Origin of the sequence: Cupriavidus sp. SK-3 (assembly GCF_000611145.1) — a bacterium.
Lineage (GTDB): Bacteria > Pseudomonadota > Gammaproteobacteria > Burkholderiales > Burkholderiaceae > Cupriavidus.
Map to the genome: position 1 here is coordinate 1 of NZ_JFJV02000273.1, position 26,488 is coordinate 26,488.

Annotated in this window: 25 protein-coding genes and 1 pseudogene; 11 read left to right on the top strand and 15 right to left on the bottom strand. The window is 66.3% G+C overall.

Annotated features, from left to right (window positions below; genetic code table 11):
• The first annotated feature begins 37 nt into the window (after nt 1-37).
• The 7 genes from CF70_RS29760 to CF70_RS29790 all read left to right on the top strand — a co-directional run bounded on the left by CF70_RS29760 (nt 38) and on the right by CF70_RS29790 (nt 6,260).
• Nucleotides 38-1,243: a chromate transporter gene (locus tag CF70_RS29760; RefSeq protein ID WP_035874105.1), complete on the top strand. Its 1,206-nt coding sequence runs from the start codon at nt 38-40 to the stop codon at nt 1,241-1,243.
• Nucleotides 1,244-1,266: 23 nt separating this feature from the next.
• A complete protein-coding gene (locus tag CF70_RS29765; RefSeq protein WP_035874110.1) occupies nt 1,267-1,857 on the top strand; it encodes a superoxide dismutase in 591 nt (196 codons plus the stop codon).
• A gap of 16 nt (nt 1,858-1,873) precedes the next feature.
• A complete protein-coding gene (chrE, locus tag CF70_RS29770; RefSeq protein WP_035874112.1) occupies nt 1,874-2,200 on the top strand; it encodes a rhodanese family chromate resistance protein ChrE in 327 nt (108 codons plus the stop codon).
• 10 nt (nt 2,201-2,210) lie between these two features.
• Nucleotides 2,211-2,669 carry a chromate resistance protein ChrB domain-containing protein gene (locus CF70_RS29775; RefSeq protein WP_035874113.1) on the top strand — a complete coding sequence of 153 codons (459 nt, stop codon included), beginning with the start codon at nt 2,211-2,213 and terminating at the stop codon, nt 2,667-2,669.
• A gap of 100 nt (nt 2,670-2,769) precedes the next feature.
• Nucleotides 2,770-3,348 (top strand): DUF1080 domain-containing protein, encoded by a 579-nt coding sequence (locus CF70_RS29780; protein WP_235185263.1) that lies wholly within the window; start codon nt 2,770-2,772, stop codon nt 3,346-3,348.
• A gap of 21 nt (nt 3,349-3,369) precedes the next feature.
• Complete coding sequence (locus tag CF70_RS29785; protein WP_035874128.1) at nt 3,370-4,626, top strand: MFS transporter; 1,257 nt, start codon at nt 3,370-3,372, stop codon at nt 4,624-4,626.
• A gap of 560 nt (nt 4,627-5,186) precedes the next feature.
• The gene (locus tag CF70_RS29790; protein ID WP_235185264.1) at nt 5,187-6,260 is read left to right on the top strand and encodes a helix-turn-helix domain-containing protein; all 1,074 of its coding nucleotides are present in this window, start codon (nt 5,187-5,189) and stop codon (nt 6,258-6,260) included.
• Between the two features lie 32 nt (nt 6,261-6,292).
• On the opposite strand, the gene CF70_RS29795 is transcribed toward CF70_RS29790, so the two are convergent.
• Complete coding sequence (locus CF70_RS29795) at nt 6,293-7,255, bottom strand: tripartite tricarboxylate transporter substrate binding protein (protein ID WP_035874134.1); 963 nt, start codon at nt 7,253-7,255, stop codon at nt 6,293-6,295.
• 518 nt (nt 7,256-7,773) lie between these two features.
• Nucleotides 7,774-8,490 carry a GntR family transcriptional regulator gene (locus CF70_RS29800; RefSeq protein ID WP_035874135.1) on the bottom strand — a complete coding sequence of 239 codons (717 nt, stop codon included), beginning with the start codon at nt 8,488-8,490 and terminating at the stop codon, nt 7,774-7,776.
• 293 nt (nt 8,491-8,783) lie between these two features.
• Between CF70_RS29800 and CF70_RS29805 the strand changes: the two genes are divergently transcribed.
• The 4 genes from CF70_RS29805 (at nt 8,784) to CF70_RS29820 (ending at nt 14,838) form a co-directional block, all read left to right on the top strand.
• Nucleotides 8,784-10,460, top strand: a complete 1,677-nt coding sequence (locus CF70_RS29805) for a GMC family oxidoreductase (protein ID WP_035874136.1) — start codon at nt 8,784-8,786, stop codon at nt 10,458-10,460.
• 85 nt (nt 10,461-10,545) lie between these two features.
• On the top strand, nt 10,546-12,321 hold the full coding sequence (locus tag CF70_RS29810) for a hypothetical protein (protein ID WP_235185265.1): 1,776 nt from the start codon (nt 10,546-10,548) through the stop codon (nt 12,319-12,321).
• Nucleotides 12,322-12,454: 133 nt separating this feature from the next.
• Nucleotides 12,455-13,363 (top strand): TauD/TfdA dioxygenase family protein, encoded by a 909-nt coding sequence (locus CF70_RS29815; RefSeq protein WP_035874137.1) that lies wholly within the window; start codon nt 12,455-12,457, stop codon nt 13,361-13,363.
• 53 nt (nt 13,364-13,416) lie between these two features.
• On the top strand, nt 13,417-14,838 hold the full coding sequence (locus CF70_RS29820) for an aldehyde dehydrogenase family protein (protein ID WP_035874138.1): 1,422 nt from the start codon (nt 13,417-13,419) through the stop codon (nt 14,836-14,838).
• 163 nt (nt 14,839-15,001) lie between these two features.
• Here CF70_RS29820 and CF70_RS29825 read toward each other — a convergent pair whose 3' ends face one another.
• From CF70_RS29825 to CF70_RS29875, 13 genes and pseudogenes are all read right to left on the bottom strand, one after another.
• The gene (locus CF70_RS29825; protein WP_035874140.1) at nt 15,002-16,129 is read right to left on the bottom strand and encodes an acyl-CoA dehydrogenase family protein; all 1,128 of its coding nucleotides are present in this window, start codon (nt 16,127-16,129) and stop codon (nt 15,002-15,004) included.
• Nucleotides 16,130-16,144: 15 nt separating this feature from the next.
• Nucleotides 16,145-16,306: acyl-CoA dehydrogenase family protein (locus CF70_RS38435; RefSeq protein WP_255350705.1), on the bottom strand; the 162-nt coding region annotated here is incomplete at its 5' end.
• Between the two features lies 1 nt (nt 16,307).
• Nucleotides 16,308-17,356, bottom strand: a pseudogene (locus CF70_RS29830) (acyl-CoA dehydrogenase family protein); the annotation flags it as partial.
• 178 nt (nt 17,357-17,534) lie between these two features.
• Entirely contained in the window at nt 17,535-18,311 is a 777-nt protein-coding gene (locus CF70_RS29835; protein ID WP_035874143.1) for an SDR family NAD(P)-dependent oxidoreductase, read from the bottom strand.
• Between the two features lie 22 nt (nt 18,312-18,333).
• The gene (locus tag CF70_RS29840; RefSeq protein ID WP_035874145.1) at nt 18,334-18,792 is read right to left on the bottom strand and encodes a MaoC family dehydratase; all 459 of its coding nucleotides are present in this window, start codon (nt 18,790-18,792) and stop codon (nt 18,334-18,336) included.
• 4 nt (nt 18,793-18,796) lie between these two features.
• Nucleotides 18,797-18,973 carry a hypothetical protein gene (locus CF70_RS36810; RefSeq protein WP_160172311.1) on the bottom strand — a complete coding sequence of 59 codons (177 nt, stop codon included), beginning with the start codon at nt 18,971-18,973 and terminating at the stop codon, nt 18,797-18,799.
• Nucleotides 18,974-19,250: 277 nt separating this feature from the next.
• On the bottom strand, nt 19,251-19,937 hold the full coding sequence (locus tag CF70_RS29845) for an alpha/beta hydrolase (protein ID WP_200876837.1): 687 nt from the start codon (nt 19,935-19,937) through the stop codon (nt 19,251-19,253).
• Between the two features lie 150 nt (nt 19,938-20,087).
• Nucleotides 20,088-21,110: an NAD(P)H-dependent flavin oxidoreductase gene (locus tag CF70_RS29850; protein WP_035874150.1), complete on the bottom strand. Its 1,023-nt coding sequence runs from the start codon at nt 21,108-21,110 to the stop codon at nt 20,088-20,090.
• A gap of 25 nt (nt 21,111-21,135) precedes the next feature.
• Complete coding sequence (locus CF70_RS29855) at nt 21,136-21,930, bottom strand: crotonase/enoyl-CoA hydratase family protein (protein ID WP_035874155.1); 795 nt, start codon at nt 21,928-21,930, stop codon at nt 21,136-21,138.
• 21 nt (nt 21,931-21,951) lie between these two features.
• Nucleotides 21,952-22,617 (bottom strand): hypothetical protein, encoded by a 666-nt coding sequence (locus CF70_RS29860; RefSeq protein WP_035874157.1) that lies wholly within the window; start codon nt 22,615-22,617, stop codon nt 21,952-21,954.
• A complete protein-coding gene (locus CF70_RS29865) occupies nt 22,614-23,615 on the bottom strand; it encodes an acyl-CoA dehydrogenase family protein (RefSeq protein WP_035874160.1) in 1,002 nt (333 codons plus the stop codon). The genes CF70_RS29860 and CF70_RS29865 overlap by 4 nt, the downstream gene beginning before the upstream one ends.
• 52 nt (nt 23,616-23,667) lie before the next feature.
• Entirely contained in the window at nt 23,668-24,825 is a 1,158-nt protein-coding gene (locus CF70_RS29870; protein WP_035874163.1) for an acyl-CoA dehydrogenase family protein, read from the bottom strand.
• A 70-nt stretch (nt 24,826-24,895) separates the two neighbouring features.
• Nucleotides 24,896-26,467, bottom strand: a complete 1,572-nt coding sequence (locus CF70_RS29875; protein ID WP_035874168.1) for an acyl-CoA synthetase — start codon at nt 26,465-26,467, stop codon at nt 24,896-24,898.
• Nucleotides 26,468-26,488: the final 21 nt, after the last annotated feature.

Sequence of the window (26,488 nt, forward strand, 5' to 3'; positions counted from 1 at the left end):
CCCCGCCATGAATGGCGAGGTTCTCGGAGCTAATCTGATGAGCAACCTGCAGCAAACCAATGTCCCCGACATGCCAGCGGCTGAGCGAATAGGCTATACGCTCTGGCAACTCGTGCTCTATATGTTGCGCCTGGGTACGCTGGGCTTTGGAGGCCCCGTAGCCCTCGCCGGCTACATGCACCGGGACCTGGTGGATGAACGCAAGTGGATTACCGATGCCGATTACAAGGAAGGCCTGGCGCTGGCGCAGCTGGCGCCCGGGCCGCTGGCCGCGCAGCTCGCCATCTATCTCGGCTATGTGCATTACCGCATCGTCGGGGCGACCTTGGTCGGCATTGCATTCGTCATTCCGTCGTTCCTGATGGTGGTGGCGCTGGGTTGGGCTTACGTCCGGTTTGGCGGACTGAGCTGGATGCAGTCGGTATTCTATGGGGTAGGTGCCGCGGTCATCGGGATCGTTGCGATCAGCGCATACAAGCTCACGAACAAAAGCGTTGGCCGCGACAAGCTGCTGTGGGTGATCTACCTGGTGCTGGCGACGGTGACGGTCGTCACCGAGTCCGAGATTGCCTGGCTGTTCCTGGCGGCCGGCATGGTGGTGTGGTTCTGGCGGGCGCCGCCAAAGTGGCTGCGTCAAGGCGGCCTCAATGCCATGGCGGCGACGCAGGTACCCACAACAGTGAGCGGGATCGTCAGCACCGTGGATTGGCCGCTGTTGGCGCAGGTTGGCGTGTTCTTTGCCAAAGCCGGCGCTTTCGTATTCGGCTCCGGGCTTGCCATCGTGCCGTTCCTCTATGGCGGCGTCGTGACCGAACACCATTGGTTGAACGACAAGCAGTTTGTCGACGCCGTCGCAGTGGCCATGATCACGCCGGGCCCCGTGGTGATCACGGTCGGCTTCATCGGTTATCTGGTCGCCGGCCTGCCGGGCGCATCCGTGGCCGCGCTTGGCACCTTCCTGCCTTGCTACCTGTTCACCGTGATCCCGGCACCCTACTTCAAGAAGTACGGCAAGCGGCCCGGCATCATCGCCTTCGTCGATGGCGTGACGGCGGCGGCAGTCGGGGCCATCACGGGTGCCGTGATCGTCCTGGCCAAACGCTCGATTGTCGATCTGCCTACCGCCTTGCTTGCGCTCGTCACGGTCGCCCTGCTCTGGAAATTCAAGAAGCTGCCGGAGCCAGTCATCGTCATCGGCGCAGCCCTGGCCGGTCTGGTTGCCTACCCGCTACTTCACGCCTGAGCCGCACGAACAAGGAATCGATCATGACCTACCAGATGAAGCCGCTTGCCGTCGATCCACGCAAGCTCACCGGCCTTTCGGAAAAGCTGATTATCAGCCACTACGAGAACAACTACGGCGGCGCTGTGAAGCGATTGAACGCCATCACGGCGGAACTTGCCGCGCTGGATCCGGCGACCGCGCCCGTCTTCATGCTCAATGGCCTGAAGCGTGAAGAACTGATCGCCGCCAATTCGATGATCCTGCACGAGGTGTATTTCGACGGGCTGGGTGATGGCGGCGCCCTGGGCCCCGAACTGGAGTCGGCGCTTATCCGCGATTTTGGCAGCCTGGCCCGCTGGCAAGCTGAGTTCACGGGCATGGGCAAGGCGCTGGGCGGCGGCTCGGGCTGGGTGCTGCTGAACTACTCGCCACGCGACAAGCGGCTCGTGAACCAGTGGGCGCCCGATCACGCACACACGCTGGCGGGCGCTACTCCGATCCTGGCGCTCGACATGTATGAGCATTCTTATCACATGGACTTCGGTGCAAAAGCTGCTGCGTACGTGGATGCCTTCATGCAGAACATCCATTGGGCCCAGGCAGCCGAGCGCTTCGCCGAAGCCCGGAAGTAAATTCGGAGCCAGGAACATGCCCACTGCCATCTCTTCCCACGAACTTGCCGAAGCGATTCAAGCACCGGTCCCGCCGCAGATTGTCGACGTCAGGCGCAGGCGGGCTTTTGATGCCAGCGCGCAAATGATCGCCGGTGCCTCCTGGCGCAACCCTGACGACATAGATAGCTGGATCGCAGAACTCGACGCCAGCCGGCCGGTGATCGTCTATTGCGTGCATGGCCTGCAAGTCAGCCAGGACCGCGCCGCACGGCTAGAGGACGAAGGTATCCGAGCGGCCTATCTCACTGGCGGCATTGAGCAATGGTCCGCCGGCGATCACCCGACCATCGGCAAATCGTAAGGAGCCGGCCATGAAATGGATTACCCGCGAACGTCCGAAGATAGACCGGATTGCCTGTCCCTGGCTGATAGCCCGTTTTATCGACAAGGAACCGGAATTCCTGTACGTGCCGGCCGGCAACGTCGTGAAAGTCGCAGGCGAGACTGGGGCTGTTCCCTATGACATTCCTGGTGTCGAACTTTCGCATGTCGGAGAACTGTGCAGCTTCGACGCCTTCCTGGACAAGTACCGTTTGAATGATCCCGCCTTGCAGCAACTCGCTGGCATTGTGCGGGGGGCGGACACCTCAAAGCTGGACCTCACACCGCAATCGGGAGGGCTCTACGCCATCTCGCTGGGCCTCTCGCAGGTCTTTTCCGACGACCACGAGATGCTCAGGCACGGCATGGTGATGTACGACGCTTTGTATGCCTGGTGCCAGCATTGCCAGGCGGAAGCGCATCGTTGGCCGCCAAAGATGCCCGCATGAACCGCCAGCCGCGTCATTGCTCGGGAAATACACTGTGAAGCCGATCCCACTCATGTTATGGATGCTGCTGACGGCCATGCCGGCAACCGGAGAAACGATCATGTTCAACCAGGACAGGCAAGGTACCTTGCCCGCGGGATGGGTGGCCGGTGTCACCGGCAATGGCACGCCGAAATGGACTGTCGAGGCGGACCCGTCCGTGCGGGACGGCACCAACGTGCTCAAGCAGTCCGGTTCCGGGGATTTCCCCTGGTGTGTGAACCCTGCCGCCTCCATCGCCGATGGCTTCGTGGAGGCAAGGTTCAAGCCCATGTCCGGCCGCGAGGACCAGGCAGGCGGCGTTGTCTGGCGCTGGAAGGACGGCAACAACTACTATGTCGCGCGGGCGAATGCACTGGAGAACAATGTCTCGCTGTATTACACGGCAGCCGGACGCAGGCACACGATCCAGTACAAGGATGCGCCTGTCGAAGCCAAGGTCTGGCATACGCTACGCGTGGAGTTCGTGGGGAACCATATCCAGGTCGCGCTGGACGGCAAGCGCTACATCGATGTGGTGGACGACCATATCAGCGGTGCCGGCGCGGTGGGCGTATGGACCAAGGCGGACAGCGTGACCTTGTTCGGCACCTTCTCATATGGGTCCGGCGGTACGGATCAGCACCGGGAAAAGATGTGAAACCAATGGTCGCGTACCGCGATGCAAACGCTTGAGGATCCTGCTGTGACCGTCGGACAAGCCCGGCTCGCTCGCCTGCTGCTGCCAGCAGGTGTCCATGCCGGTGCCTTGCCACTTCTGGTCGGGCGCGCGTTACGCGGCTTCTGTGACGGGTTCATCGCCGTCCTCCTGCCCGCATACCTGCTAGCGCTCGGTTTCGCGCAACTGGCAGTGGGATTGGTCAGCAGTGCCACCCTGATCGGCTCGGCACTGGCGACGATACTGGTGGGCATCCTCGGCCATCGCTACCCACAGCGCCGTCTGCTGTTGCTGGCGGCCGCGCTGATGGCCGCGACCGGCATCGGATTCGCCGGGCTCTCCGCCCTCTGGCCACTACTGCTGGTTGCGTTCGTCGGTACGCTTAACCCAAGTTCCGGAGACGTCAGCGTGTTCCTGCCGCTGGAGCAGGCTCGCCTTGCTGATTCCGCCACCTCAGAGGCGCGCACGGCGCTGTTCGCCCGGTACAGTCTGACCGGAGCCCTCTCCGCCGCCATTGGCGCGTTGGCAGCGGCGCTGCCGGGCTGGCTTGCCGCACAGTTGGGGGTATCGTTCCTCGGCGCCATGCGCGCGATGTTCATGCTCTATGCATTGACCGGTGTCGCGCTCTGGTTCCTCTATACGCGGATGCCCGAACCAGAGCCGCACGTGGCATCGGTTAGAACGCCACTAGGCCCGTCCCGCCGAATCGTTACCCGCCTTGCCCTGCTGTTCAGCGTCGACGCCTTTGCCGGTGGGCTGGTGGTGAACTCGCTGCTGGCACTGTGGCTGATGCAACGATTCGGCCTCTCACCAGGGGCTGCCGGCCAGTTCTTTTTCTGGTCGGGCTTGCTCTCCGCAGGCTCCCTGCTTGTTGCCGTGCCGCTGGCTCGCAGGTTCGGCTTGCTGAACACCATGGTGTTCACCCACATTCCGTCCAGCCTATGCCTGATCGCGGCAGCATTCTCGCCTTCGCTGGTGGCGACGCTGGTCTTCTTGCTCGCGCGCAGCGCGCTGTCGCAGATGGACGTACCGACAAGGACCGCCTATGTGATGGCGGTCGTGACGCCGCCCGAGCGCCCCGCTGCCGCCAGCCTGACCGCGGTACCCAGGAGCCTGGCTGCCGCGCTGGGTCCGACCCTCGCGGGCGGCTTGCTGGCAATGGGCTGGGTCGGCGCGCCACTGGTCGCTTGCGGCCTGCTCAAGATCGCCTATGACCTCGCGCTGCTTGGTGCATTCCGGCGCATCAAGCCAGTCGATTAACGTGACACGAGCGTTGCATCGATCGGTCTGATGCGACGCGGCCGGGCCGACGGCCTGGCGTTCTCGCCTCCCTCCAATGGACGCCATGTCAGCCGGCGAACGACCTGCCGTTCAGCACCGGACACCGGATATCGCGACGAAACCTGCACCTTAATGGTGCTCCGGCCATTTCGGGTGGTAAACGTCGATGGTGAACGCGTGCCGGTGACTATGCGTCAGGAGGTGGCTGAAGTGTCGCGCGACGTTGGCCGGCGCCTGTACCGGGTCGAACTAGGGCACTTCGTCGTGGGCACTTTCGTTTGGGTCGCCTGATCGGCCGGTCCCGCCGTTGGGGAAAGCAAGCCGCGAATGGCCGAAGCGGGCCGGAATGCGACCTCCGGCAGCCGCACTGAAACGATCGGTTTCCCGGCGAGTCGTTCACTGTGCGCTATGGCAAAACAAGTACTGGTATGCTTTGCAACCTGCACCAGCGCGCTCCGGGCGGGCTGGTGGCTCAACATAAGGTTCAGCCACACGGGGCGTGATCGTAACTGGACGAAGAATCAGCGATGAGCGTTGTATTGAACGACGACCTGCCACACACTGCCATGCCGCTAAGCCGCTTGTTGTTGCCGCCGGAGCCGCCAACGCTTGCGCCCGGCATCGTGCACAGCAGTTTCAGCGTGCGAGGCGACGCCCGTCACAGCTTCCGGGCCTGGCAGGAGCGCATGGATCCTGTCTACGACATACGGCCTCCGTCGAAGCGAGCCGAGGATACCTTCGATGCATCGCTGTCTCGTTACACGATCGACAATCTGAGCTTCTTCGACTTCCACACCGGGCCGAACCTGGCCGTGCGATCGTTGGGCCGGGTTTCGACCGAGAGCGTTCATGACATAAGCTTCAGCGTGTTCCTTGAAGGGCCGCCGGGCCAGTTCCTGGGCGGCAAACCGCTGCCCGACGCGCCGCACATACCGCAAGTGCCAAGTATCCTCGCGCTGGACATGGATCAGCCGTGCACAATCCGGAGTTTTCAAGGCCGGATACTGCTCCTTTTTGTGCCGCGCGCTTTGGTGGAGAGGTCGTTCCCCGATGCCGCCTCGCTGCATGGCCGCTGGATTCACGCAACCACCCCTTTGATCCGCCTGATCATCGAGCATCTGGTAGCGTTGAATCGACAAATCGTCGGGCTCGACCGGGAGGAAGCGCGTCAGCGCTTTATCACCGCGGTTGAGCTGCTTGTCGCCGCTTTCAGCCGTCAGGCCGGTCTTTCCGGCAATGGCCGCGCGGCGGTGCGCGCTGCCGTCTATGGACAGGTGCGGCGCCATGTCGAGGCCAATCTGCACGATCCGGATCTGTCGCCCGACAGCGTGCTGGCATCGCTGCATCTCTCGCGCGCCAGCGTGTACCGTCTCTTTGAGCATGAAGGCGGCCTGGCCGCTTATATCCGCAGCCGCAGGCTGCGCATGGCGGCCAATGAGCTGGTGCGCTTTCCGCATATAGAGGTACAGGACATTGCCTCGGGGTTGGGTTTCAATGATGCGTCGAGCTTTACGCGTGCGTTCCGTCGCGCCTTCGACATCGCGCCGCGGGAGTTGCACGAGTACGCGCCGTTGCTCCGGCAAAAAAATGCGGCACAGCAGCGCTTCGCATAGACGGGCAGTGATGAACACCCCAACACTGCCCCCTACCTTTTAAGATTAGTTTTCGCCACCAGTCCCTTCATCACCACGTCGTCCGCCGCGATCATCGCCTTGAAAGTAGCCGCGTCGGCATACGCAATCCCCAGATGCTGCCGGCGCAGCGCCTCCACGAACACGGGATCCGCCACCGCCTTGCGGGTTGCGACCGCCAGCACTTCCAGCACTTCGGGTGGCGTGCCTTTCGGCGCAGCCAGCCCGCGCCATGTCCCGATCGAAAGATCGATCCCCTGTTCACGCAGCGTGGGAACGTTCTCGAAACCCTTGACGCGCTGGTCGGCCATCACCGCCAGCGTCCTGACCCTGCCGGCGGCTACGTAGGCCGAAACTTCGGCCGGGCTGACGGCCACCGCGTCGATATGTCCACCCATCAATGCCACCAAGGCGGGCGCGGCACCAGAGAACGGCACGTGATTGAACCTGACATGCGCCTTGTCCTCCAGCGCCGTCGCCGCCAGGTGCCAGATCGAACCGGGCCCCGAATTCCCCACCTGCACCTCGCCGGGATGCGCCGCGGCGAACTTCAGGAACGCATCGATGGTGTTCCAGCGCGAGTCGGCCTTTACCGTGATGGCGGACGGATCGGCATTCAGGCGTGCAATCGGCACCAGGCCGGCGGCGTTGAGGGTGGTCGGCCCAAGGTGCGGAACGATGACGGCTTCCGCGATGATGATGCCGAGCTTGTACCCGTCCGGCTTCGCCCGGGCCACTTCCGTCATGCCGATCGCGCCGCTGGCACCTGGCTTGTTGACCACGGTCAGCGGCTGCGGCAGGTACTTGCGCATGGCTTCGCCGAATGCGCGGGCAACCGTGTCGGTGCCACCGCCCGCCGCGCTCGGCACCACGAGTTCGATCGGACGTTCCGGGTAGGGAGCGGCCTGCGCCAGGCCGGCGGCGGCCAGCGAGGCAAGGAGCGTGGCCATGTGGGACAGCTTGCGGAGCAATCGCATCAACGTCTCTCGTTCTGGGGTGTCTGCGAAACCGAATCCATCGCGGGGAAGCCCGGCGCTGGCTCAGCTGCGTCGCAGGTTGTCTCAAACACGCTCCGGACTGCGCGGGGCGGCGTTCCGGGAGCGCGTTGCCAGCCGCCCCGGCCTCATCATGCTACGTCCGGGTACAAAGCGGCAACCCTCCGCGCGCGGCCGCAGGGGTGCATCGGCGTCCATTCATACGTACAGATGGCTCGCTGTCACCCCACCTTGATTGGGTAGGTGACCATCTTCAGCTTGCCTGGTGTCCCGGGTGTGCGGCTACGATGTGCGAACAAAATGCCGACATCGGATACCTGGAGAAGACCAGCGTGAGCATCAAAAGCAAGCCATATATCGTCGGGGCCTGCGAGCACCCGACCCCGCGGTGCGCATCGGCCAGCCGGTCCGGCTCAGGTTCGCCGCGACCCCCGATGGGGCGCCGGTGCCGGCCTTCACGCTCGCCTGACTGACGCGCGGACGCCGCTCGACAACGCCGGCTAGCGCGTCACCGTTGCTTTGTGGGAGTAGCGGTCGCCCCGGAAGATCAGCTCCGACGTGCAAAGCGCAATGCCACGGATATCGATCGGGGTGCATCGCAGGCGTAGCAGCGGGGTTCCGTCCGCGACCCCCAGCCGCCGCGCCACATCCCCGGCGGCGGGGATCGCCGAGCTTTCGGTAGTGACCTCTTTCATCCGGTAACCCAGCCGGCTCTCGAAGATCGCCATGACGTCATTGGTCTCAAGGTCCTCCTTCACCAGCGCGCGGATCACCGCTTCGTCACCCATGATCATGAACAGGGCCGCGGGCTCGGCATTCGACATCCGGAGCGTAGTGGCGCATAGCAGCGCAGCGCCCGAACTCAGGCCCAGTGCTTCCACCGCGAACGCCGGCGCCTTGATCTTGCGCACCGAGAGCAGCTTGCCATGGGCAAGCTTCCCCCGTGCGCGCGAAGCCTCATAGAAGCCCGTCAGCGGCCCCAGGTTCGAGGTCTCGGCGGGCCGGGTGACGAAGCTGCCCTTGCCGTTGACCTTCTCGATCAAGCCGCTCGCGTGCAGTCCGGCCAGCGATTGCCGGACCGTGATGCGGCTGACGCCAAACTCCGCCATCAGCTCGGATTCCGACGGCAGCTTGGCGCCAGGCCCAAGCTGGTTGTCGACGATGCGCTGGCGGAGTTCTTCTTCGATTTGTCTGAATCTGGGCTGGGGCGTGGTCAAGGTCCGGGTCCTTCGTGTTTCGAGCGGATCCCCTGGCTGGAGATCCTGGCGGTCCATGGATTATACCTATCATGACAGGATGCCACTTTCATCCTTGACCTGTTATAACAGGTCGTGGCAGTATTGAGCCGCCAAGAGTACGGCCGACCGTACCGCCGGCTCAGAGATACGGAGCGAGACACAGACACGCCGGTTGCCAGTCATGCGCAACCCGGTGTGACCCCTTGCGCGCTCTCGTGTCTTGCGCGGCGATACCGGCCCGCGAGCAACGCTTCACGATACGAGAAAACGGAATGAGCAACGCAGCACAGAATTCCCGCGCGCAAGCGGCCGCGGCGGAGTATGACTACATCGTCGTTGGCGCGGGCTCGGCCGGCTGCGCCCTGGCGGCGCGGCTGGCGGAAGATCCGGCGGTCACGGTGGCATTGCTGGAGGCTGGCCCGGACGACCATCACTACAGCGTGTGGACGCCGCTCGCCCTGGCCGCCGTGGTGCCCAAGCGCGGTCCGCGCAACTACGCTTACCGCACCGTCGCGCAGCCGGGCCTCGACGGGCGGCGCTCCTACCAGCCGCGCGGCCGGGGGCTGGGCGGCAGTTCTTCGATCAACGGCATGGTCTACATCCGCGGCCACCGCAATGACTACGACCATTGGGAGCGCCTGGGCTGCAAGGGCTGGGGTTACGACGATGTGCTGCCCTATTTCCGCCGCAGCGAGCGCAACCAGCGCGTCAGCGACAGGCACCATGGCAGTGATGGCCCGCTGCATGTCAACGACCTGCGCACGCCGAACCCCTTCTCGCAGCGCTTCGTCGCGGCGGCCGTGCAGGCCGGCTTGCCGTTGAACAATGACTTCAATGGCGCGGAGCAGGAAGGTGCCGGCCTGTACCAGGTCACGCAACGCAACGGCGAACGCTGGAACTGCGCGCGCGCCTACCTGCATGGCGGCAACGCCGCCGACACCGCACTGAACGGCGGGCGCAGGGGCCTGACCGTGCTGACCGAAACGCAGGCGCTGCGCGTGGTCTTCGAAGGCAAGCGCGCCACCGGGGTGCGCGTGTCGCGCGCCGGCGCAGAGCAGACCCTGCGCGCCAGACGCGAAATCATCCTTAGCGGCGGCGCCTTCAATTCCCCCCAGTTGCTGCTGGCCTCGGGCATCGGGCCCGCATCGCATCTGGCCGAACACAGCATTGCCGTGGTCCACGACCTGCCGGGTGTCGGCGAAAACCTGCAGGATCACCTCGACATCACCCTTTGCCAGCAGGTCCGCTCGACCGATCTGTACGGCTACAGCCTGGGCGGCGTATTCCGGATGCTGTCGGAAATCCGGCGCTACCGGCGTGAGCGCACCGGGATGGTCAGCTCGAACCTGGCCGAAGCCGGCGCCTTCATCAAGAGCCGCTCCGATCTCCCCGAGCCGGACCTGCAATTGCATTTCATGCCCGGACTCTCGCCCACCCACACCGGAATGAGCCGGCGCGAGCTGAAGCATGGGTTTACCGCCCTCGCCTGCGTGCTGCGCCCGGAAAGCCGGGGACACGTGCGGCTGCAGTCTACCGATACGCGCGATGCGCCGCTGATCGATCCGCGTTTCCTGTCGGCCGAAGCGGACATGGCAGGCATGGTGGCGGGCGTCAGGGCGATGCGCCGCATCTTCTCGCAGCCGGCGCTGGCAGGCGCGGGCGGCAAGGCGCTGCTCACCGATGCGTTCGGAGCCGGCGAGGGCAACGAAGAGGCGATCCGCGCCTACATCCGCAAGCATGCCGATTCCGTATTCCATCCCGTAGGCACCTGCAAGATGGGCACCGACGACATGGCGGTGGTCGACCCCGAACTGCGCGTGCGCGGCGTGGAAGGCCTGCGCGTGGCCGATGCCTCGATCATGCCGACCCTGATCGGCGGCAATACCAACGCGCCGGCCATCATGATCGGCGAGAAGGCGGCTGACCTGATCCGCGCGGCGGCCAGGTAACCAGGCCGCCCGGGAACTGGCGGCGCCGGTTTTTTCCCGGGCGGCCCTTCATGACAGACGACATCCCGAAGCAGAAGTGAGCGATATGAAGCAAAGTCCTTGCCCCACCCGGTTGACTTCCGACCGTATCCACGCCCGTGGCCTCCGGCTTGCCCTGGCGACGACGCTCGCCGCCACCGCGGCGGCAGCGCACGCGGCCGGCCCCGCTGGTCCGGTTCCCAACCCGTATCTCGCGCAGTCCTACAACAACCAGACCCACTGGAACGATGCCGCTACGGACAGCGTCGGCTTTGCCGTGCCGCGCGGCAACTTCGAAGTCACGCCCGATTCGGTGCAGGTCATTCCCAACGAATCGGGGAGCCTGCCCCTGGTCGCCGATCGCGTTGGCGGCAAGGACATCTACTGGTGGTGGGCCGGCTTTTCGCTGCGCAAGGTGGGCGTGGACGGCGACAGGCTGGTGGAACTCGCCCGCACCGAAATTCCGGTACACCTGCCGAACTACACGCCGGTCACCGCCGGGCAGCGCCGCGAACAGGCAGCGGCAGTGAAGAAATTCCTCGATGCAAGGGACGAGCAGGGTCTGCTCGACTATATGAAGTCGCAGCCGAACCGCGCCCTGACGCTGGCGGAGGATCAGGTGGCCAACGGCGCGGTCTATTCGGTGCTCGGCCGTGACGATGCCTTCTACGGCTGCAGCGGCCGGCAGATCTTCCGAATCGACCAGGAGGATCCGAAGGAAGCGGGCTCCGGGATGACGGCGCCGCGGGCGATCACGCTGCCGGCTTCCCTTTTCGACAATGCCAGGGCGGCGAGCGGCACGCGCAGTCCGGCCGACATCCTGTTCGGCATGGGCATGTCCTACAACGGCTACCTGGTCGTGAATACGCTGGGCGGCAAGGTCATCACCCTGAACCGCGACACGCTCGAGGTCGTCGACGTCTTCACGGTCGCGGGCAAGGACGAACTGTTCATGAACAGCTTCGCCACCGGCCCCGAGGCCAACGGCGGCGCGGTGTATGTCGCCTCCAACACGACGATGTACCGCCTGGTGGTGGACAAGGACGGCAAGATCCGCAGCGACGATGCCAGCGGTGCATGGCAGGCATCCTACGATCGCGGCGTGCGCATGCCGGCGCCGAAGATTGGCGACGGCACCGGCTCGACACCGACCCTGATGGGGTTCGGCCCGAATGAGGACAAGCTGGTCGTCATCACCGACGGCGCGAAGAAGATGCGCCTGGTGGCGTTCTGGCGCGACAAGATCCCCGCCGGCTGGAAGCAGAAGCCCGGCACGCTGTCGCCGCGCATCGCCGACCAGAAGGTGGTCGACATGGGGCCCGCGCAGGAGTCGGTGCAGTCGGAGCAATCCGTGGCCGGCTTTGGGGACTATGCCTTCGTCGTGAACAACATCCCCACCGGAAGCGCCCCCCAGCTCAGCCCGTCCGGCACCTTCGCCAGCCTGGTCAACGGCGCCACCCGCCCCGGCCCGGCCGGCGTCGCCGCCCTCAAGTGGCAACAGAAGGCACATGCCTGGCGCACGCAATGGGTGCGCACCGATGTGTCCTCGATCTCGATCGTGCCCATGATCAGCGGCGCCGGCCGCATGGCGATCATCGACGGGTATTTCACTGGCAAATGGAATGATCGCTACCACATCGGCATGGATCTCGACACCGGCAAGACCGTGATGACAATCCGCACCGGCAGCGACCCGACCTTCAACGGCTTCTACTCGCCGATCAAGGTCGATCCGCAGGGCCACATCTTCTACAGCGGTGCGTTCGGGCTGATGCGCCTGGACACGGCGAAGATGCGGCGCGTGCCGGCGGACGAACCGGTGATGACGGCGCGGCACGACTGACGCCATGGATGGCGCATTGCCCGCGCTTTCGCAAGGAGCGTGGCTGGCGCGAACGCGTCAGCCTGTATGCAGCTGCCGTATAGCCAGCGCCAGGTGGCGGCTGATGGCAGCCCCAAAGACGAGGAGACACAAGATGCAAGCTGCTGTTACTGCCCCCGACCTGCCTGCAACCAGGGCGACGGACACCGAGAGCTGGCCCTTTACCGTCAGGCGGTCCACGCCGACCATCGGCGCGGAGATCGGCGGCATCGACCTGCGCCAGCCGCTCGAAGACGCTACCTATCTCGCCCTGCGCCGCGCGCTGGTGAAGTTCAAGGTGCTGTTCTTCCGCGACCAGGAGATCTCGCCGGCGCAGCATGTGGCCGTGGCGCGCCGCTTCGGCGAACTGGAGGTCCACCCCATGATCGGCCACCACCCGGACCATCCGGAGCTGGTGGTGTTTGGCCGCAACGGGGGGCAGCGCGGCCGCGAGAACCTGTACCACTCCGACGTGTCATGGCGCGAAGTCCCGTCCATGGGCTCGATGCTGCGTTGCGTGGAAACGCCCGAGGTGGGCGGCGACACGATCTGGGTCAATATGGCGGCGGCCTATGCCAACCTGCCGGAAGACGTCAAGGCGCGCATTGCCCGGCTCAATGGCGTGCACGACGCGATGCCGACCTTCGGCCAGGCCCTTGCGGACGACAAGTACGAGGCCATGCGCCAGAAGTACCCGCCCGCCGTCCACCCCGTGGTGCGCACGCATCCGGAAAGCGGTGAAAAGATCCTCTACGTCAACGAGGGGTTCACGACTCACTTCGCCAATTACGCCAGGGAGCAGCCGTACCGCATCGGCTCCGACTTCCGGCCGGCGGAAATGGACCTGATGCAATACCTCTTCCGCCAGGCTGCCGCGCCCGAGTACCAGGTGCGTCTGAAGTGGCAGCGCAACACCATTGCCTTCTGGGACAACCGCTCCACCCAGCACTATGCAGTCCAGGACTACTTCCCGGCGGTACGGCACATGATGCGGGCGACCGTCATCGGCGACCGTCCGGTCTGAGCCACGCATTCGGCTGCCCGTACAACGCGGATAAAACACGAAGGAGAACACCAATGAAGATGCTGAACCATTTCTACATCAACGGCCAATGGGTCGAACCATCCGCCGGCAGCACGCTGGTGGATATTGTCGACCCGGCCACCGAAGCACCGGCCGGCAAGCTGGCAATGGGCACCGCCGCGGATGTCCACGCCGCCGTCGCCGCCGCGCGGGCTGCCTTCCCGGCGTGGTCGGAAACCAGCCGCGAGGAACGTATCGCCCTGCTTGAACGCGTGATCGAGCTTTACCGCGCCCGCCTGGGCGACATCGCCGAGGCCGTGCGCGCCGAAATCGGCGCCCCCATCACGCTGTGCAGGAACGTGCAGGCGCCCATCGGGCTGGCGCAGATCCAGGCCGCGGTGGAGACGCTGCGCCATTTCGAGTTCGAGACCGCGCATGCCAGGAGCTATGTCCGGCGAGAGGCGATCGGCGTCGCCGCGCTGATCACGCCCTGGAACTGGCCGTTGAACCAGATCACCGCCAAGGTTGCGCCGGCGCTGGCCGCAGGCTGCACGGTGGTGCTCAAGCCGTCCGAGATCTCGCCGCTGGACGCGATCATCTTTGCCGAGATCATGCACGAAGCCGGCACGCCGCCCGGCGTATTCAACATGATCTATGGCGCAGGCCCGATCGTGGGCACCGCCCTCTCCTCGCACCCCGGCGTGGACATGGTGTCGATCACCGGATCCACGCGCGCCGGCGTGGAAGTGGCGATCAGCGCCGCCCCTACCGTCAAACGGGTGGCCCAGGAGCTTGGCGGCAAGTCCGCGCTGCTGATCCTCGACGATGCCGACCTGCAAGCCGCGGTGACCAGCGGCGTGGCACAGTGCATGGCCAACTCCGGGCAGACCTGCGTGGCGCCGACGCGCATGCTGGTGCCGCGCGAGCGCTATGACGAGGCCGTCGCCATCGCTGCCGCGGTTGCCAACGCCGTCGTCGTGGGCGACCCGGCGGACCCGGCCACCAAGATGGGCCCGATCTCCAACCGTGAGCAGTACGAAAAGGTGCAGCGCATGATCGGCATCGGCATCGAGGAAGGCGCGCGCGTGGTGGCGGGCGGCCCTGGCCGTCCGGAAGGGCTGGAGCGCGGCTTCTATGCCAGGCCCACCGTTTTCGCCGATGTGCGCAACGACATGGCCATCGCTCGCGAGGAAATCTTCGGGCCCGTGCTGGCCATGATCCCGTATGACGGCGAAGACGACGCCATCGCGATTGCCAACGACTCCGTGTTCGGCCTGGCCGGCTATATCGCCTCGGGCAACCCCGAACGCGCACGCCGCGTGGCGGCGCGCCTGCGGGTGGGGTCGGTGCGGATCAATGGGGCGATGCTGGATATCACGGTGCCTTTCGGCGGGTACAAGACTTCGGGCAACGGGCGGGAGTATGGGGCCGAGGGTCTGGCCGAGTTCCTGGAATGCAAGTCGGTGACGAGCTGAAACAAGGGGGGGGGGGTTGGGGAAACGGCGGGCCTGTGCAAGAGCGAGGCGCATCACGTTGAGCGAGCGCCCGCCCTCTCCCCCGGCCCCTCCCATTTCATGGGAGAGGGGCGTAAACCGGCGCTTTGCCGCCGGCCACTCGCCCCCGTTCAGAACACCGGCACTACGCGGCCATCGCCACGCAATACCGCCCGAGGTGGTAGTCCGTATCCCCCAGCAGCACATCCATCATCGCCAGCCGCTTGAAGTAGTCTCCCACCTCCAGCTCATCGGTCATGCCCATGCCGCCGTGCAGCTGCACCGCTTGCTGGCCGACCAGGCGGCCAGCCCTCGCCACCACCACCTTCGCGCCGGACAACATGCGGCGACGCGCAGCGAGGTCGGACTCGGTCAGCCCCTGCGCGGCCACATAGGCCATCGACAGCGCCAGCTCGGCCTGCACCAGCATATCCGCCATGCGATGCTGCAGGGCCTGGAAACTCGCCAGCGGCTTGCCGAACTGGTGACGGTTGCGCAGGTATTCGCCGGTGATGGCAATCAGCTTGTCCATCGCGCCCGCCGCTTCAGCGCAGAGCGCGGCAATGCCGTGATCGATACCGTGCTCGAGCGCGGCCAGGCCATCGGCAGGCTGGCCGATCACCGCATCGCCGCCCACCGGCACATTGCTCAGCGTCAGGTCCGCGGCATGCAGGCCATCCATGGTGGGGTAGGCACCGATAGTCAGGCCGGGCACGTCGCGCGGCACCAGAAATAGCGCAAGGTCGTTGCTGCCGGCGACGCGGGCGCTGACCAGCAAGGCGTCCGCGGCCGCACCGTGCCAGGCCAGCGACTTGATACCGTTGAGCACATAGCCGTCGCCGCGGCGCTCGGCGCTGGCGCGCGCGGCCTCCGGGCGGTAGCGGGTGGCGGGTTCGAGATAGGCCAGCGCAAGCACGCGCTCGCCGGCGGCAAGCGCGGGGAGCCAGGCCTGCTGCTGCGCCTTGCTGCCGTACGCGGCGAGCACCGCCGTAGCCATCACCGCGCTGGGGATCACCGGTTCCAGCACCAGGCCCCGGCCCAGCTCGCGATGCACCACCAACTGGCTCGCCGCGCCCTGGCCGAAGCCGCCGAACTCCGGCGGCACGGTCAGTCCCAGCACGCCCATCTCGGCCAGCGCCGACCACATCCTGCGGTCGAAGCTGCCGCCGCCGCGTGCGCAGTTGCGTCGTTGCGTAAAGGTATATTCCGTGTCGACGAACCGGCGCAGGCTGTCCGCCAGCATTTGCTGTTCTTCGCTGTAGGTGAAGTCCATGTCTGCTTTGTCCCTTCAGAAACCGAGGATCATCTTGGCGATGATGTTCTTCTGCACCTCGGTGGCGCCGCCATAGATCGTGGTCTTGCGCATATCGAAGTAGGTCGCGGCCGCCGGCGCGGCCCAGTCCGGGCCGCTCACCGGTTGCACGGAGCCGGCGTCGAGCCATTGCGGCGCNAGCCATTGCGGCGCAAATGGCCAGGCGTGCGGGCCAGCCACCTCCATCTGCAGCATGGCGATATCCTGCTGCAGCTCGGAGCCGCGAATCTTGATGATGGAGGCCTCGGGGCCCGGGCCCCGGCCGCCATCCTGGGTGATCGCGCGCAGCAGCAGCATCTCCAGCGCCATCAGGTCCATTTCCAGGCGCGCGATCTTGTCGCGCATGCGCACGTCCTCGCTCATCGGACGCCCCGCGCCATCGGTGGCCTGGCTGGCATAGTGCTTGAGCTGGCGCAGCTCGCGGTGGCAATGGCCAATGCCGGCAATGCCGGTGCGCTCATGGCCCAGCAGGTATTTGGCATAGGTCCAGCCACGGTTTTCCTCGCCCACGAGGTTGGCGACCGGCACCTCGACATTCTCGAACCACGTTTCGTTGACATCGTGACTGCCATCGAGCGTAACGATGGGCCGCACGGTGATGCCGGGCGACTTCATGTCGATCAGCAGCATCGAGATGCCTTCCTGCTGCCTGGCATCGGGATCGGTCCGTACCAGGCAGAAGATCCAGTCTGCGTACTGGGCCATGGTGGTCCAGATCTTCTGGCCGTTGACGATGTAGCGGTCGCCCCGGCGCTCGGCGCGCGTCTTCAGCGAGGCCAGGTCTGAGCCCGAGCCCGGCTCGGAGTAGCCCTGGCACCAGAAATCCTCCATGCCCGGGATGCGCGGCAGGAAGCGCGCCTGTTGCTCGGGGCTGCCGTATTTCATCAGCACCGGGGCGATCATGGTCAGGCCGAACGACAGCAGGCGCGGCGCGCCGGCGCGGAATGTCTCGATCTCGAAGATCAGGCGCTGCATGGCGGTCCAGCCGGTGCCGCCGAACTGCTTCGGCCACGCCGGCGCACCCCAGCCGTGCGCGTGCAGGATACGGTGCCAGCGCACATAGTCGTCCTTACCCAGGCGGCGGTGGCCCAGCACCTTGTCGCGGATATCGGCGGGCAGCCTGTCCTGCGCAAAGGCACGGACCTCCTCCCGGAACCCTTGTTCCGCCGCGGTGAATCGCAAATCCATTGGCTTGTCCCCTCGTATGCTCGCGCGCGCCCGACGCCTCTCTGCCTGCGCCAGGCCCGGCGTGTTTGAAAGTGTCTGGCTGCCCCCATGCTAGCGGTACGAGATGCGTCGCGGCCGCGCGCCGGCGGGGGGGCCACCCATCGGGCAAGAACACCCTGCCGGCGCCGCCGCACCGGGTTCAAAGACCGATGGTGTAGCCCCCGTTGACCGACAGGTGCTGCCCGGTCACATAAGAGCCCGCATCGGAAAGCAGGAAGCAGACCGGACGCGCCACTTCTTCCGGCGCCGCCCAGCGCCCCAGCGGGATCTGCGCAAGGTAGGTGTCCCGGAACTTGTCGCTGCGGATGGTCTCGGTCATCGGTGTCTCCACCACGCCGAAGCCGACGGTATTGACGCGGATGGCGTACTTGCCCCACTCGCGCGCCGCGCACATGGTCAGGCCCAGCACGCCCGACTTCGCCGCGCCGTAGTTGATCTGGCCGATGGTGCCGCGGCGCCCCGCGTCGGATGAAATATTGACGATGGCCCCGCCCGTGGCGTCACCGGCGCGCGCGCGCTCCAGCATGTGGCGGCCGGCCGCTTGCAGGAAATGAAAGGAGCCGGTCAGGTGCACGTCGATCACCTGCTGCCAGGCTTGCGCCGTCATCTTCTCGATCATGGCCGGGCGCGTGACGCCCGCGTTGTTGACCAGGCCATGCACGGCCCCGAAACGCGCCACGGCTTCGCGCACGGCATGCGCGGCAAATTCCGCGTCGGCTACGCTGCCGGCCAGCGTCAGCAGCGGGGCGTCGCCACAGGCCAGCCGCAGTTCGGCCAGCGCTTCGGCGTTCAGGTCCACGGCGGTCACCTGTGCGCCCAGGTCCAGCGCCAGGCGCGCGATGGCGCGGCCGATGCCCTGTGCCGCGCCGGTGACGATGATGCTCTTTCCCTGCAGGGAATTCGGGGTGCAGTCCATATTCTCTCCTTCCTGCCGGCTATCAGTAGCGCATCTGCAGCAGCCACGTGGCCACCATGGCCGGGCGCTCGCTCCCTTCCACATGGGTCTCCACCCGCCAGATGCCGCGCACCTCGCCCGGGCGGACATCTTCCAGACCGGCCAGGTGGAAGCTGCCGCGGATGCGGGCACCCGCCGGCACCGGGCCGGTGAAGCGGATCTTGTCGAAGCCATAGTTGAGCAGGAGCTTGCAGCCCGGAAGGCTGAAGCACTGCGTGTAGGCGGCGGTGACCATCGACAGGGTCAGCAGTCCGTGGGCGATGGTGCAGCCATAGGGCGAATCGGCGGCGGCGCGCGCCGGATCGACATGGATCCATTGCCGGTCGCCGGTCACGTTGGCAAAGGTGTCGATGGTGGCCTGGTCAAGGGTGAAATAGCCGCTGACCGCAGCCGGCCCGTGCAGCCGGGCGCGAACCGCGTCGATGGAGTTCAGGGTATGCATAGGCCTAATCCGCTTTCAGTCCGAGGGTGTTCGCCACCGGAATCCATTTGACGCGTTCCTCGGTCAGGAGACGGACAAACTCCTCCGGGGTGGCAGGAAGGGGTTGCGCGCCGATGGCCTGCAGCTTCTCTATCAGCGCGGGCTGCCGCAACGACACATTGATGGCCTTGGTGCCATCCATCGTGAAACGCTGGCCGAGCGCCGGAATCGTCTACCGGCCCTTCACCGACTTCCCGCTGGCGGCATCCATCGGCCTGGCGCTGGTCCACCGCCCGGGGCTTGAAAGCCAGGCGGCGCATCGTTTCCGGGAACTGGCGGAGCGCGAGTTCCCGCTCGGGACCGTGGCGGAAGGGACGGGATGCGCCGGGCCGACGCATCCCGTCCCCCGACTGCCTGTCCCCGCTTGCCTGTCCCCGCTTGCCTGCCGACGGTCTCGGCAAGCGCTGCGTCAGGCGCGCCTACTTCGCCTCCAGCGAGCGGGCGGCCTCATCGATCAGATCGGCGATCTCTCCCGCATGCGACGCCAGCGAAGCGTGGCTCGCCGCGAGCGAAATCGTCTTCTTCGGCTGCATGCGTTCCGCCATCCAGCGCTCGGCCTCCGGCGGGATCATGCGGTCGTTGTCCGACACCTGGTACCAGGCAGGCCTGGTCTTCCAGGCCGGCGGTCCGGACTTGTCCTCGAAGCACCGTGCTGCGATGGGCTTTTGCGTCGCCGCCATCACCAGGGCGTCCGTGTCATCCAGGTCATCGCCAAAGCTCTCCTTGAAGGCCGCGGGATCGAGCCAGAGGAAGCCTTCCTTGTCCGGCCGGATATGCGCGGCGCCCGGAGGCGGCGCTTGCCGGGCAAAGATGCTCCCCAGGCTTTCCCCTTCATCCGGCGCGAACGCGGCGACATAGACGAGGCCCGCCACATTCGGCGCGTGGCCCGCGCCGGTGATGACCGCGCCGCCATAGGAATGCCCCACCAGCAAGGTCGGACCCTCCTGTGCCGCGGCGAGCTTGCTCGTGCGGTCGATGTCGTCGGCCAGCCCCGTCAGGGGGTTTTGCACCGCGACCACATGGTAGCCCCTGGCGTGCAGCAAGGGGATGACGCCCCGCCAGTGCGAGGCATCGCCCCAGGCACCATGCACAAGAACAATGTTCATCCGAGACCTGGTCATATCCTTTCTCCGTTTGGCAGCATGAAGATCGGGAGCTGCCATCCCGCACAACAATGCCGTAACCATGGAACAAGCTACCGGAACCAAATCCCCCGGGAACCGTATGCTGACCAGCTTAGACGATTGAACTGCGGTCTAAGCCGGAAAAACATGCCCGGGAGCCGCCCAGTCAAAGCGCCCGGCGAACATCCGTGCCGCACTCGCCGCATCGCGCATGAGCCGCTCGACGATCTCCGCCGCCGGCACAATGCCATCGGCAAAGCCGCCGGCTGGCCCCAGCGAGACGATCCCGCCTTCGACATCGCCATCCTGGTAGACCCGCTGCCGGGTACGCGAAGACAGGATCAGGTCGCCGAAGTCCGCATGGTGGCGCGCGCCACCGGCTTCCATCCGTTGCACCTCGCGCGCCGCGTCATTCACCAGGACCCGCCACGTATCGCCGAGCGAGGCAAGGATCGCGGTCGAACAACCCGCATCGGACGCCACGATTCTCTGCTTCAGGGCATCGTGCGCGATGATCTCCGACGCGACCATGAAACGGCTGCCCATGACAACGCCGTCGGCGCCCAGCGCGAGCGCCGCGGCAATCTGCCGGCCGTTGCCGATACCGCCGCCGATCACCAGCGGGATGCGGATCTGCTCCAGCGCAAAGGCGCCATTGAGGAAAGCCGATAGCTGGTTGTCTCCCGGATGCCCCCCCTCTTCCATCCCGACCAGCGCGATCGCGTCCACCCCGAGCCGCTCCGCGCTCAGCGCATGGCGCACGCTGGGGCACTTGTGGATCAGGATGCCGCCGCCATCGTGGATGGCTTCGACCAGCCCCTCGGGCGACGAACCCGCGCTCTCGAAGTGGCGCACGCCCTCCGCCAGCGCGGCCTGTATCCACGCGGCGACGTCCTTGTTGGCGCCCGGTCGGCGCGACAGCGTCAGGTTCACGCCGAACGGCCGGCCGTCGGTCAGCGCCCGGCAGCGGCGCAGGTCGCTGCGCAAGGCGTCGACACCGTCGAACGAGCGCGCAGTGATAAATCCCATGGCGCCCGCGTTGACCACCGCGGCGACGATGCCGGATTCGCCCAGGTGATGCATGCCGCCGAGCAGCAGCGGATGGCGGATGCCGAAGAGATCGGTGATGCGCGTGCGGAAGCTGGATTCTGTCATGGCATGACAATGGCTTGCGCCATGCTTATCCCTTGAACGACGGGGAACGTTTCTCGACAAAGGCGGAGACCGCTTCCCGATGGTCCTCGGTCTGGTGCGACAGGACCTGGAAGGCCGCCGACATCTCCAGCAACGTGTCCAGCCGCGTGTGCATGCCCTCGCGCAGCAGCCGCTTGGCCAGCCGGACCGCGTGCGGCGGGTTGGCGGCAATCGCCTGCGCGATGCCGTATGCGGTAGGCAGCAGTTCCTCGGCCGGCACCACGCGCGACACCAGGTTCCATTCCAGCGCCTGGCGCGCATCGATCATCTGGCCGGTAAAGGTCAGCTCGGCCGCGCGCGACAGGCCGATGATGCGCGGCAGCAGCCAGGCGCCGCCGTCGCCGGGAATGATGCCCAGCTTGACGAAGCTCTCGGCAAACCTGGCTTGCTCCGACGCGATGCGGATGTCGCACATGCACGTCAGGTCCAGCCCCGCGCCGATGGCAGGCCCGTTGACCGCCGCGATCAGCGGCACCTCCAGGTTGAACAGCGCCAGCGGCAGGCGCTGGATGCCGCGCCGGTAGTCTTGCCGGATCTCCATGCCGGGCACCTCGCCGGAGGCATGGCGCCCCATGTCGCGCACATTGCCGCCGGACGAAAACGCCGCGCCGCTACCGGTGATCACAACGGCGCGCACGGAGCGATCGTCCTGGATCCGCTCGACGGCGGCCAGGAACTCCGGTACCGCCGTGTTGCCGGTCAGGGGATTGCGCCGTTCCGGCTCGTTCATGGTCAGCGTAACGATGTGGCCGTCTTGCTCGTACTTCAGAAAATCGGACATGGATTTGTTCTCCTCGCGGCGTCAATCGCCGCTTGATACGATGCTTCCATCGTGGTGAATGGATGCGGCATGGCGGGTCACGGTCCATCCGGTGAACGGATCCGACACACTCCAGCGCCGGGTCCATCTGGTGTTGCAGGCGCGGCACTGGTGTTCCTTGGTCTGGCACACGACGCCCGCGCCAAAGCTGCGCCAGCGGACGTCGCCGACAGGCCGCAGCGCGGCATGGCCATCGGCGCAGCGCGCATCGTGGCGCAGGCTTTCGCAACGCGCGCACAGGTCCTGCAATGGCGGCGCCGCCTCCGGGCTGGCGGCCACGGGCGGGGGTGCGTGCATGTCGGGTGCGTGGCCGCGCCGCGCCTGGATACGGCGCAGGGACGCCCAGAACAGCGCGCGCAGCGCATCCGATCCGCTCTCCTGGGCCGCGGCCTGGCAGCGCTCGGCATGGTGCTGCATCGCCATGCCAAACTCCGTCGCCGAGGCGAAGCAGACCACCCGCGTATGGAAGTCGCTGTCCTCGATCCAGCGATCGAACAAGCCGGCCAGATGCGCGTAGTAGTCTTCCGTGCCATTCGCCGCGCGCTTCAGGGTGAGCTTGTGGGCGAGCCGGCTGCGCGCGCGAACCTCCATCCGAAGCTCGCTGAGGATCGGCAGCAGCCGCTCGGCGGGCCGGCTGCGCGCGCTCATGCCGGCACGGCGCAGAGCGTCGTCCGTGCAAAATCCGCCACCGAGCCCTGCGTACGGTCCAGCAGCGCTTCACCGACCACGCGGTTCCAGAACGTCTCCGCGCCATCGGCCGCGCGCCATTCATGCAGGCGCCGCGTGTAGAGCTGGAGATCGTATTCCTCGGTCACGCCGATGGCGCCATGCAGGGCGTGCGCCGCCGCTGCCACCAGCGGCACGGCCATGCTGGTGCGCGCCTTGGCCATGGCTGCCGGCAACCGGGCCGGGACCCGGCCCGCATCGCCGAAGGCCATTTCGGCGGCAATGCCCGCCGATGCCACATGCTGGGCCATCACGCTCAGTTGATGCTGCACCGCCTGGAACTTGCCGATCGACTTGCCGAATTGCGAGCGGTCATTGCAGTATTGCAGGGTCATGCCAAACACCCGGTCAAGGGCACCGGCGATGGCGGCCGCGTGGATTGCCGCGCTGAACAGACGAACCTCTTCGCCATTGCCGCCAAGGGCGGCAGGCACGGCGTCACTGTTCCAGCTCAGCGTGCCGCACAGGCTGCCGCGCACGCCGGTGGGCACGCGCTGCGCTTGCGTCGCGTCAAGCAGCAGCAGGCTGCCGTCCACGTTCGCGAGCACATGGCCGCTGGTCATGCCGAACGGCACCAGCGGCGCGCGCAGCACGCCGTCCGGCGTGCGCCGGCAGGCTCCGGCCAGCGTGATCATGCCGGCAGGCACCGGCACGCCGGCGTCGCGCAGCAGCGCCCGCGCCGCGATGCTCTGCGCCGCAGGCACCGGCAAGGCATAGCGCCCGAAAGCGGTGAAGATGGGCGCCAGCGCCGGCAATGGCAGCCCCGCGCCGCCTTCTGCCTCGGGCGCCAGCAGTTCCAGGAAACCCGCCTCTTCCAGCGCGTCCCAGACCGCCGTGGGCGCCGCGCCTTTCTCGATTGCCCGCACAGCTTCCGGTGTGACCCGGTCGCGCAGGATTTGCTCAATGGCTTCGGTGAACATGAGTCTCTCTTTCTGAATCGTAGGCGTTAGCCGTATGCGTTGGCCGCGTGCTTCAGCGCAAGCCCAGGCCGCGTGCGATCATGCCGCGCAGCACTTCGCGCGTACCGCCGCGCAGCGAGAATGTCGGCGAGATCTGGCTGAGGTAAGCCACTGTGCGATAGAGCTCGGCATCCACTTCCTGCCCGGGGTCCGCACCAATGGCGGCTTCCAGCAGCGCGGGGATGGCCTGTTCGAACTCCGTGCCGATGTCCTTCACCAGCGCCGCCTCGACAATCGGGCTTTCGCCGCGGACCAGCCTGGCGGTGACCGCCACCGACAGGCTGCGCAGCGTGGCCAGTTGCGTGGCGAAGCTGCCCAGCAAAACGGTATCGGCATCGCTGGCGCCGTGCCGGCGCAGGTGCCCGGCCCAGCAATCGATCAACACGATGCTGGAGTAGATGCGCTCGGGGCCGCTGCGCTCGAATGCCAGTTCCGCCGTGACCTGCTCCCAGCCGCCGCCCTCGTTCCCGACCAGCGTGCCGTCGGCCAGGAAGACGTCGTCGAAGGTCACCTCGGAGAAGTGCGCGTCGCCGGTCAGGTCGACGATCGGCCGCACGTTGACGCCGGGCAGCGACAGGTCGACGATGAATTGCGAGAGGCCCTTCTGGCGGTCTTCCGGCACGCCGGACGAGCGCACCAGCGCGATCATGTAGTGGCAGTGATGCGCGTTGGTGGTCCAGATCTTGCGGCCGTTCAGGCGCCAGCCGCCTTCGCAGCGCGTGACCCGCGTGCGCACGCTGGCCAGGTCCGAACCGGCGTTCGGCTCGCTCATGCCGATGCAGAAAAACGCCGTGCCCGCGCAGATCCGGGACAGGTAGAAGTCCTTCTGCGCCTCGCTGCCGTATTTCAGGATCAGCGGACCGCTCTGCCGGTCGGCGACCCAGTGGGCCGCCACCGGCGCGCCCGCGGCCAGCAGTTCCTCCACCAGCACGAAGCGCCTGAACGCATCCATGCCCGCGCCGCCGTAGCTGGCGGGCAGGGTCAGCCCGACCCAGCCGCGCTGGGCAAGGCGCCGGCTGAAAGCTGCGTCAAAGCCCAGCCACGAGCGCGCGCGGATATCGGCGGTCGCGGGCGGCAGGCTTTCCTTGAGAAAATCCTTCACTTCCGCGCGAAAGGCCTCGGCCTCGGGAGGCAGGGCCGTAAGGTGGAAGGCATCAAGCAGGTTGCTCACTTCTTGCTCCAGGTTTCGGTGCGGGCGGATGGCACGGCGTTACAGCGCGGCCGGCCCGCCGCATCGTCATTCAGGTCTTACGTGCCGGTACGGGCGCATTCCAGTAGCGCTCCCGCAGCGGCTGCTTGTAGAGCTTGCCGGTCGGCAGGCGCGGCATGGCGTCGATGAAATCGATCGAGCGCGGCACCATGTAGCGGGCCACCTTGGTGCGCAGGTAGGCCAGCAGTTCCTCGGCCAGCGCTTCCGACGGCACCACGCCGCTGGCCGGCTCGACCACGGCCTTGACCTCCTCGCCCATCTCAGCGTTCGGCACGCCGATCACCGCGGCGTCGCCCACGCTAGGGTGGACCACCAGCGCATCCTCGATAGCCTGCGGATAGATATTGACGCCGCCCGAGATGATCATGAACGCCTTGCGGTCGGTCAGGTAGAGGTAGCCGTCCGCATCCAGGCGGCCCACGTCGCCGACGGCGGTCCAGGTCGGATGCACCGGATGCTGCGCCGAGCGGGTCTTCGCGGGATCGTTGTGATAGTGGAACGGGAGCTGCTCGCGCTCGAAGTACACCATGCCGGTTTCCCCCACCGGCAGCTCGTTGCCCTCGTCGTCGCAGATATGGAGGACGCCCAGCAAGGCACTGCCGACCGAACCGGGGTGAGCCAGCCATTGCTGCGTATCGAGCGTGGTCACGCCATTGCCCTCGGTGGCCGCGTAGTACTCATGCAGGATCGGCCCCCACCAGTCGATCATCTGGCGCTTGACGTCCTGCGGGCACGGCGCCGCGGCATGGATGGCAACACGGTGACTGGACAGGTCGAAGCCCTGGCGCTGCGCCGGTTCGAGCTTGAGCATGCGGATGAACATGGTCGGCACCCACTGGCTGTGGGTCACGCGGTAGCGCTCGATCATGCGCAGCGCTTCCACCGCGTCGAACTTCTCCATGAAGACGATGGTGCCGCCGCAGAACTGCGTTTCCAGCCCGTAGCCGAGCGGCGCGGTGTGATACAGCGGCGCCGGCGAAAGGTAGATGGTTTGCGCGTCGAAGCCGTAGCGCTCGAACTGCGGCCGGCGCGCCGACCCCGAGCCTTCCGTGACCATGCCGTCGGGCTGGTTGCGGATGATGCCCTTGGGCCGCCCGGTGGTACCCGAGCTGTAGATCATGGTGGCGCCCATCCATTCCTCGGCCAGGCGCTCGGCGGGATAGGCCTGCGTGGTCTCCTCGTAGCTGTCCCAGCCGGGGATGGTGCCATCCATCATCAGTTGCAGGCGGCAGGTGGGCATCTGGCCGGACAGCTGCGCCGCCAGGTCGCGCATGGCGTACGACGTCACCACCACCTGGGCGTTGCTGTCCTGGATGATGTAGGCCGCTTCCGCCGCCGTCAGGAAGCGGTTGACGGGGGTGATCATCAGCCCCGAGCGCAGCGCCGCCCAGCACAGCTCGAAGCAGCGCATATTGTTCTCGAGCACCATGGCGATATGGTCGCCGCGCCGCAGCCCCAGCGCGTACAGGCACTGGGCGAAACGATTGGAGCGCGCGTCGAGTTCCCGATAGGTCAGGATCTCGCCGGTGGTGCCGTTGATCGCCGCGGGCTTTTCCGGGGTCAGTCCGGCGTGGTCGCCCAGGTATTTCGGGGTCTTGGTCATGCTCTCTCTCCTTGGGTCCTG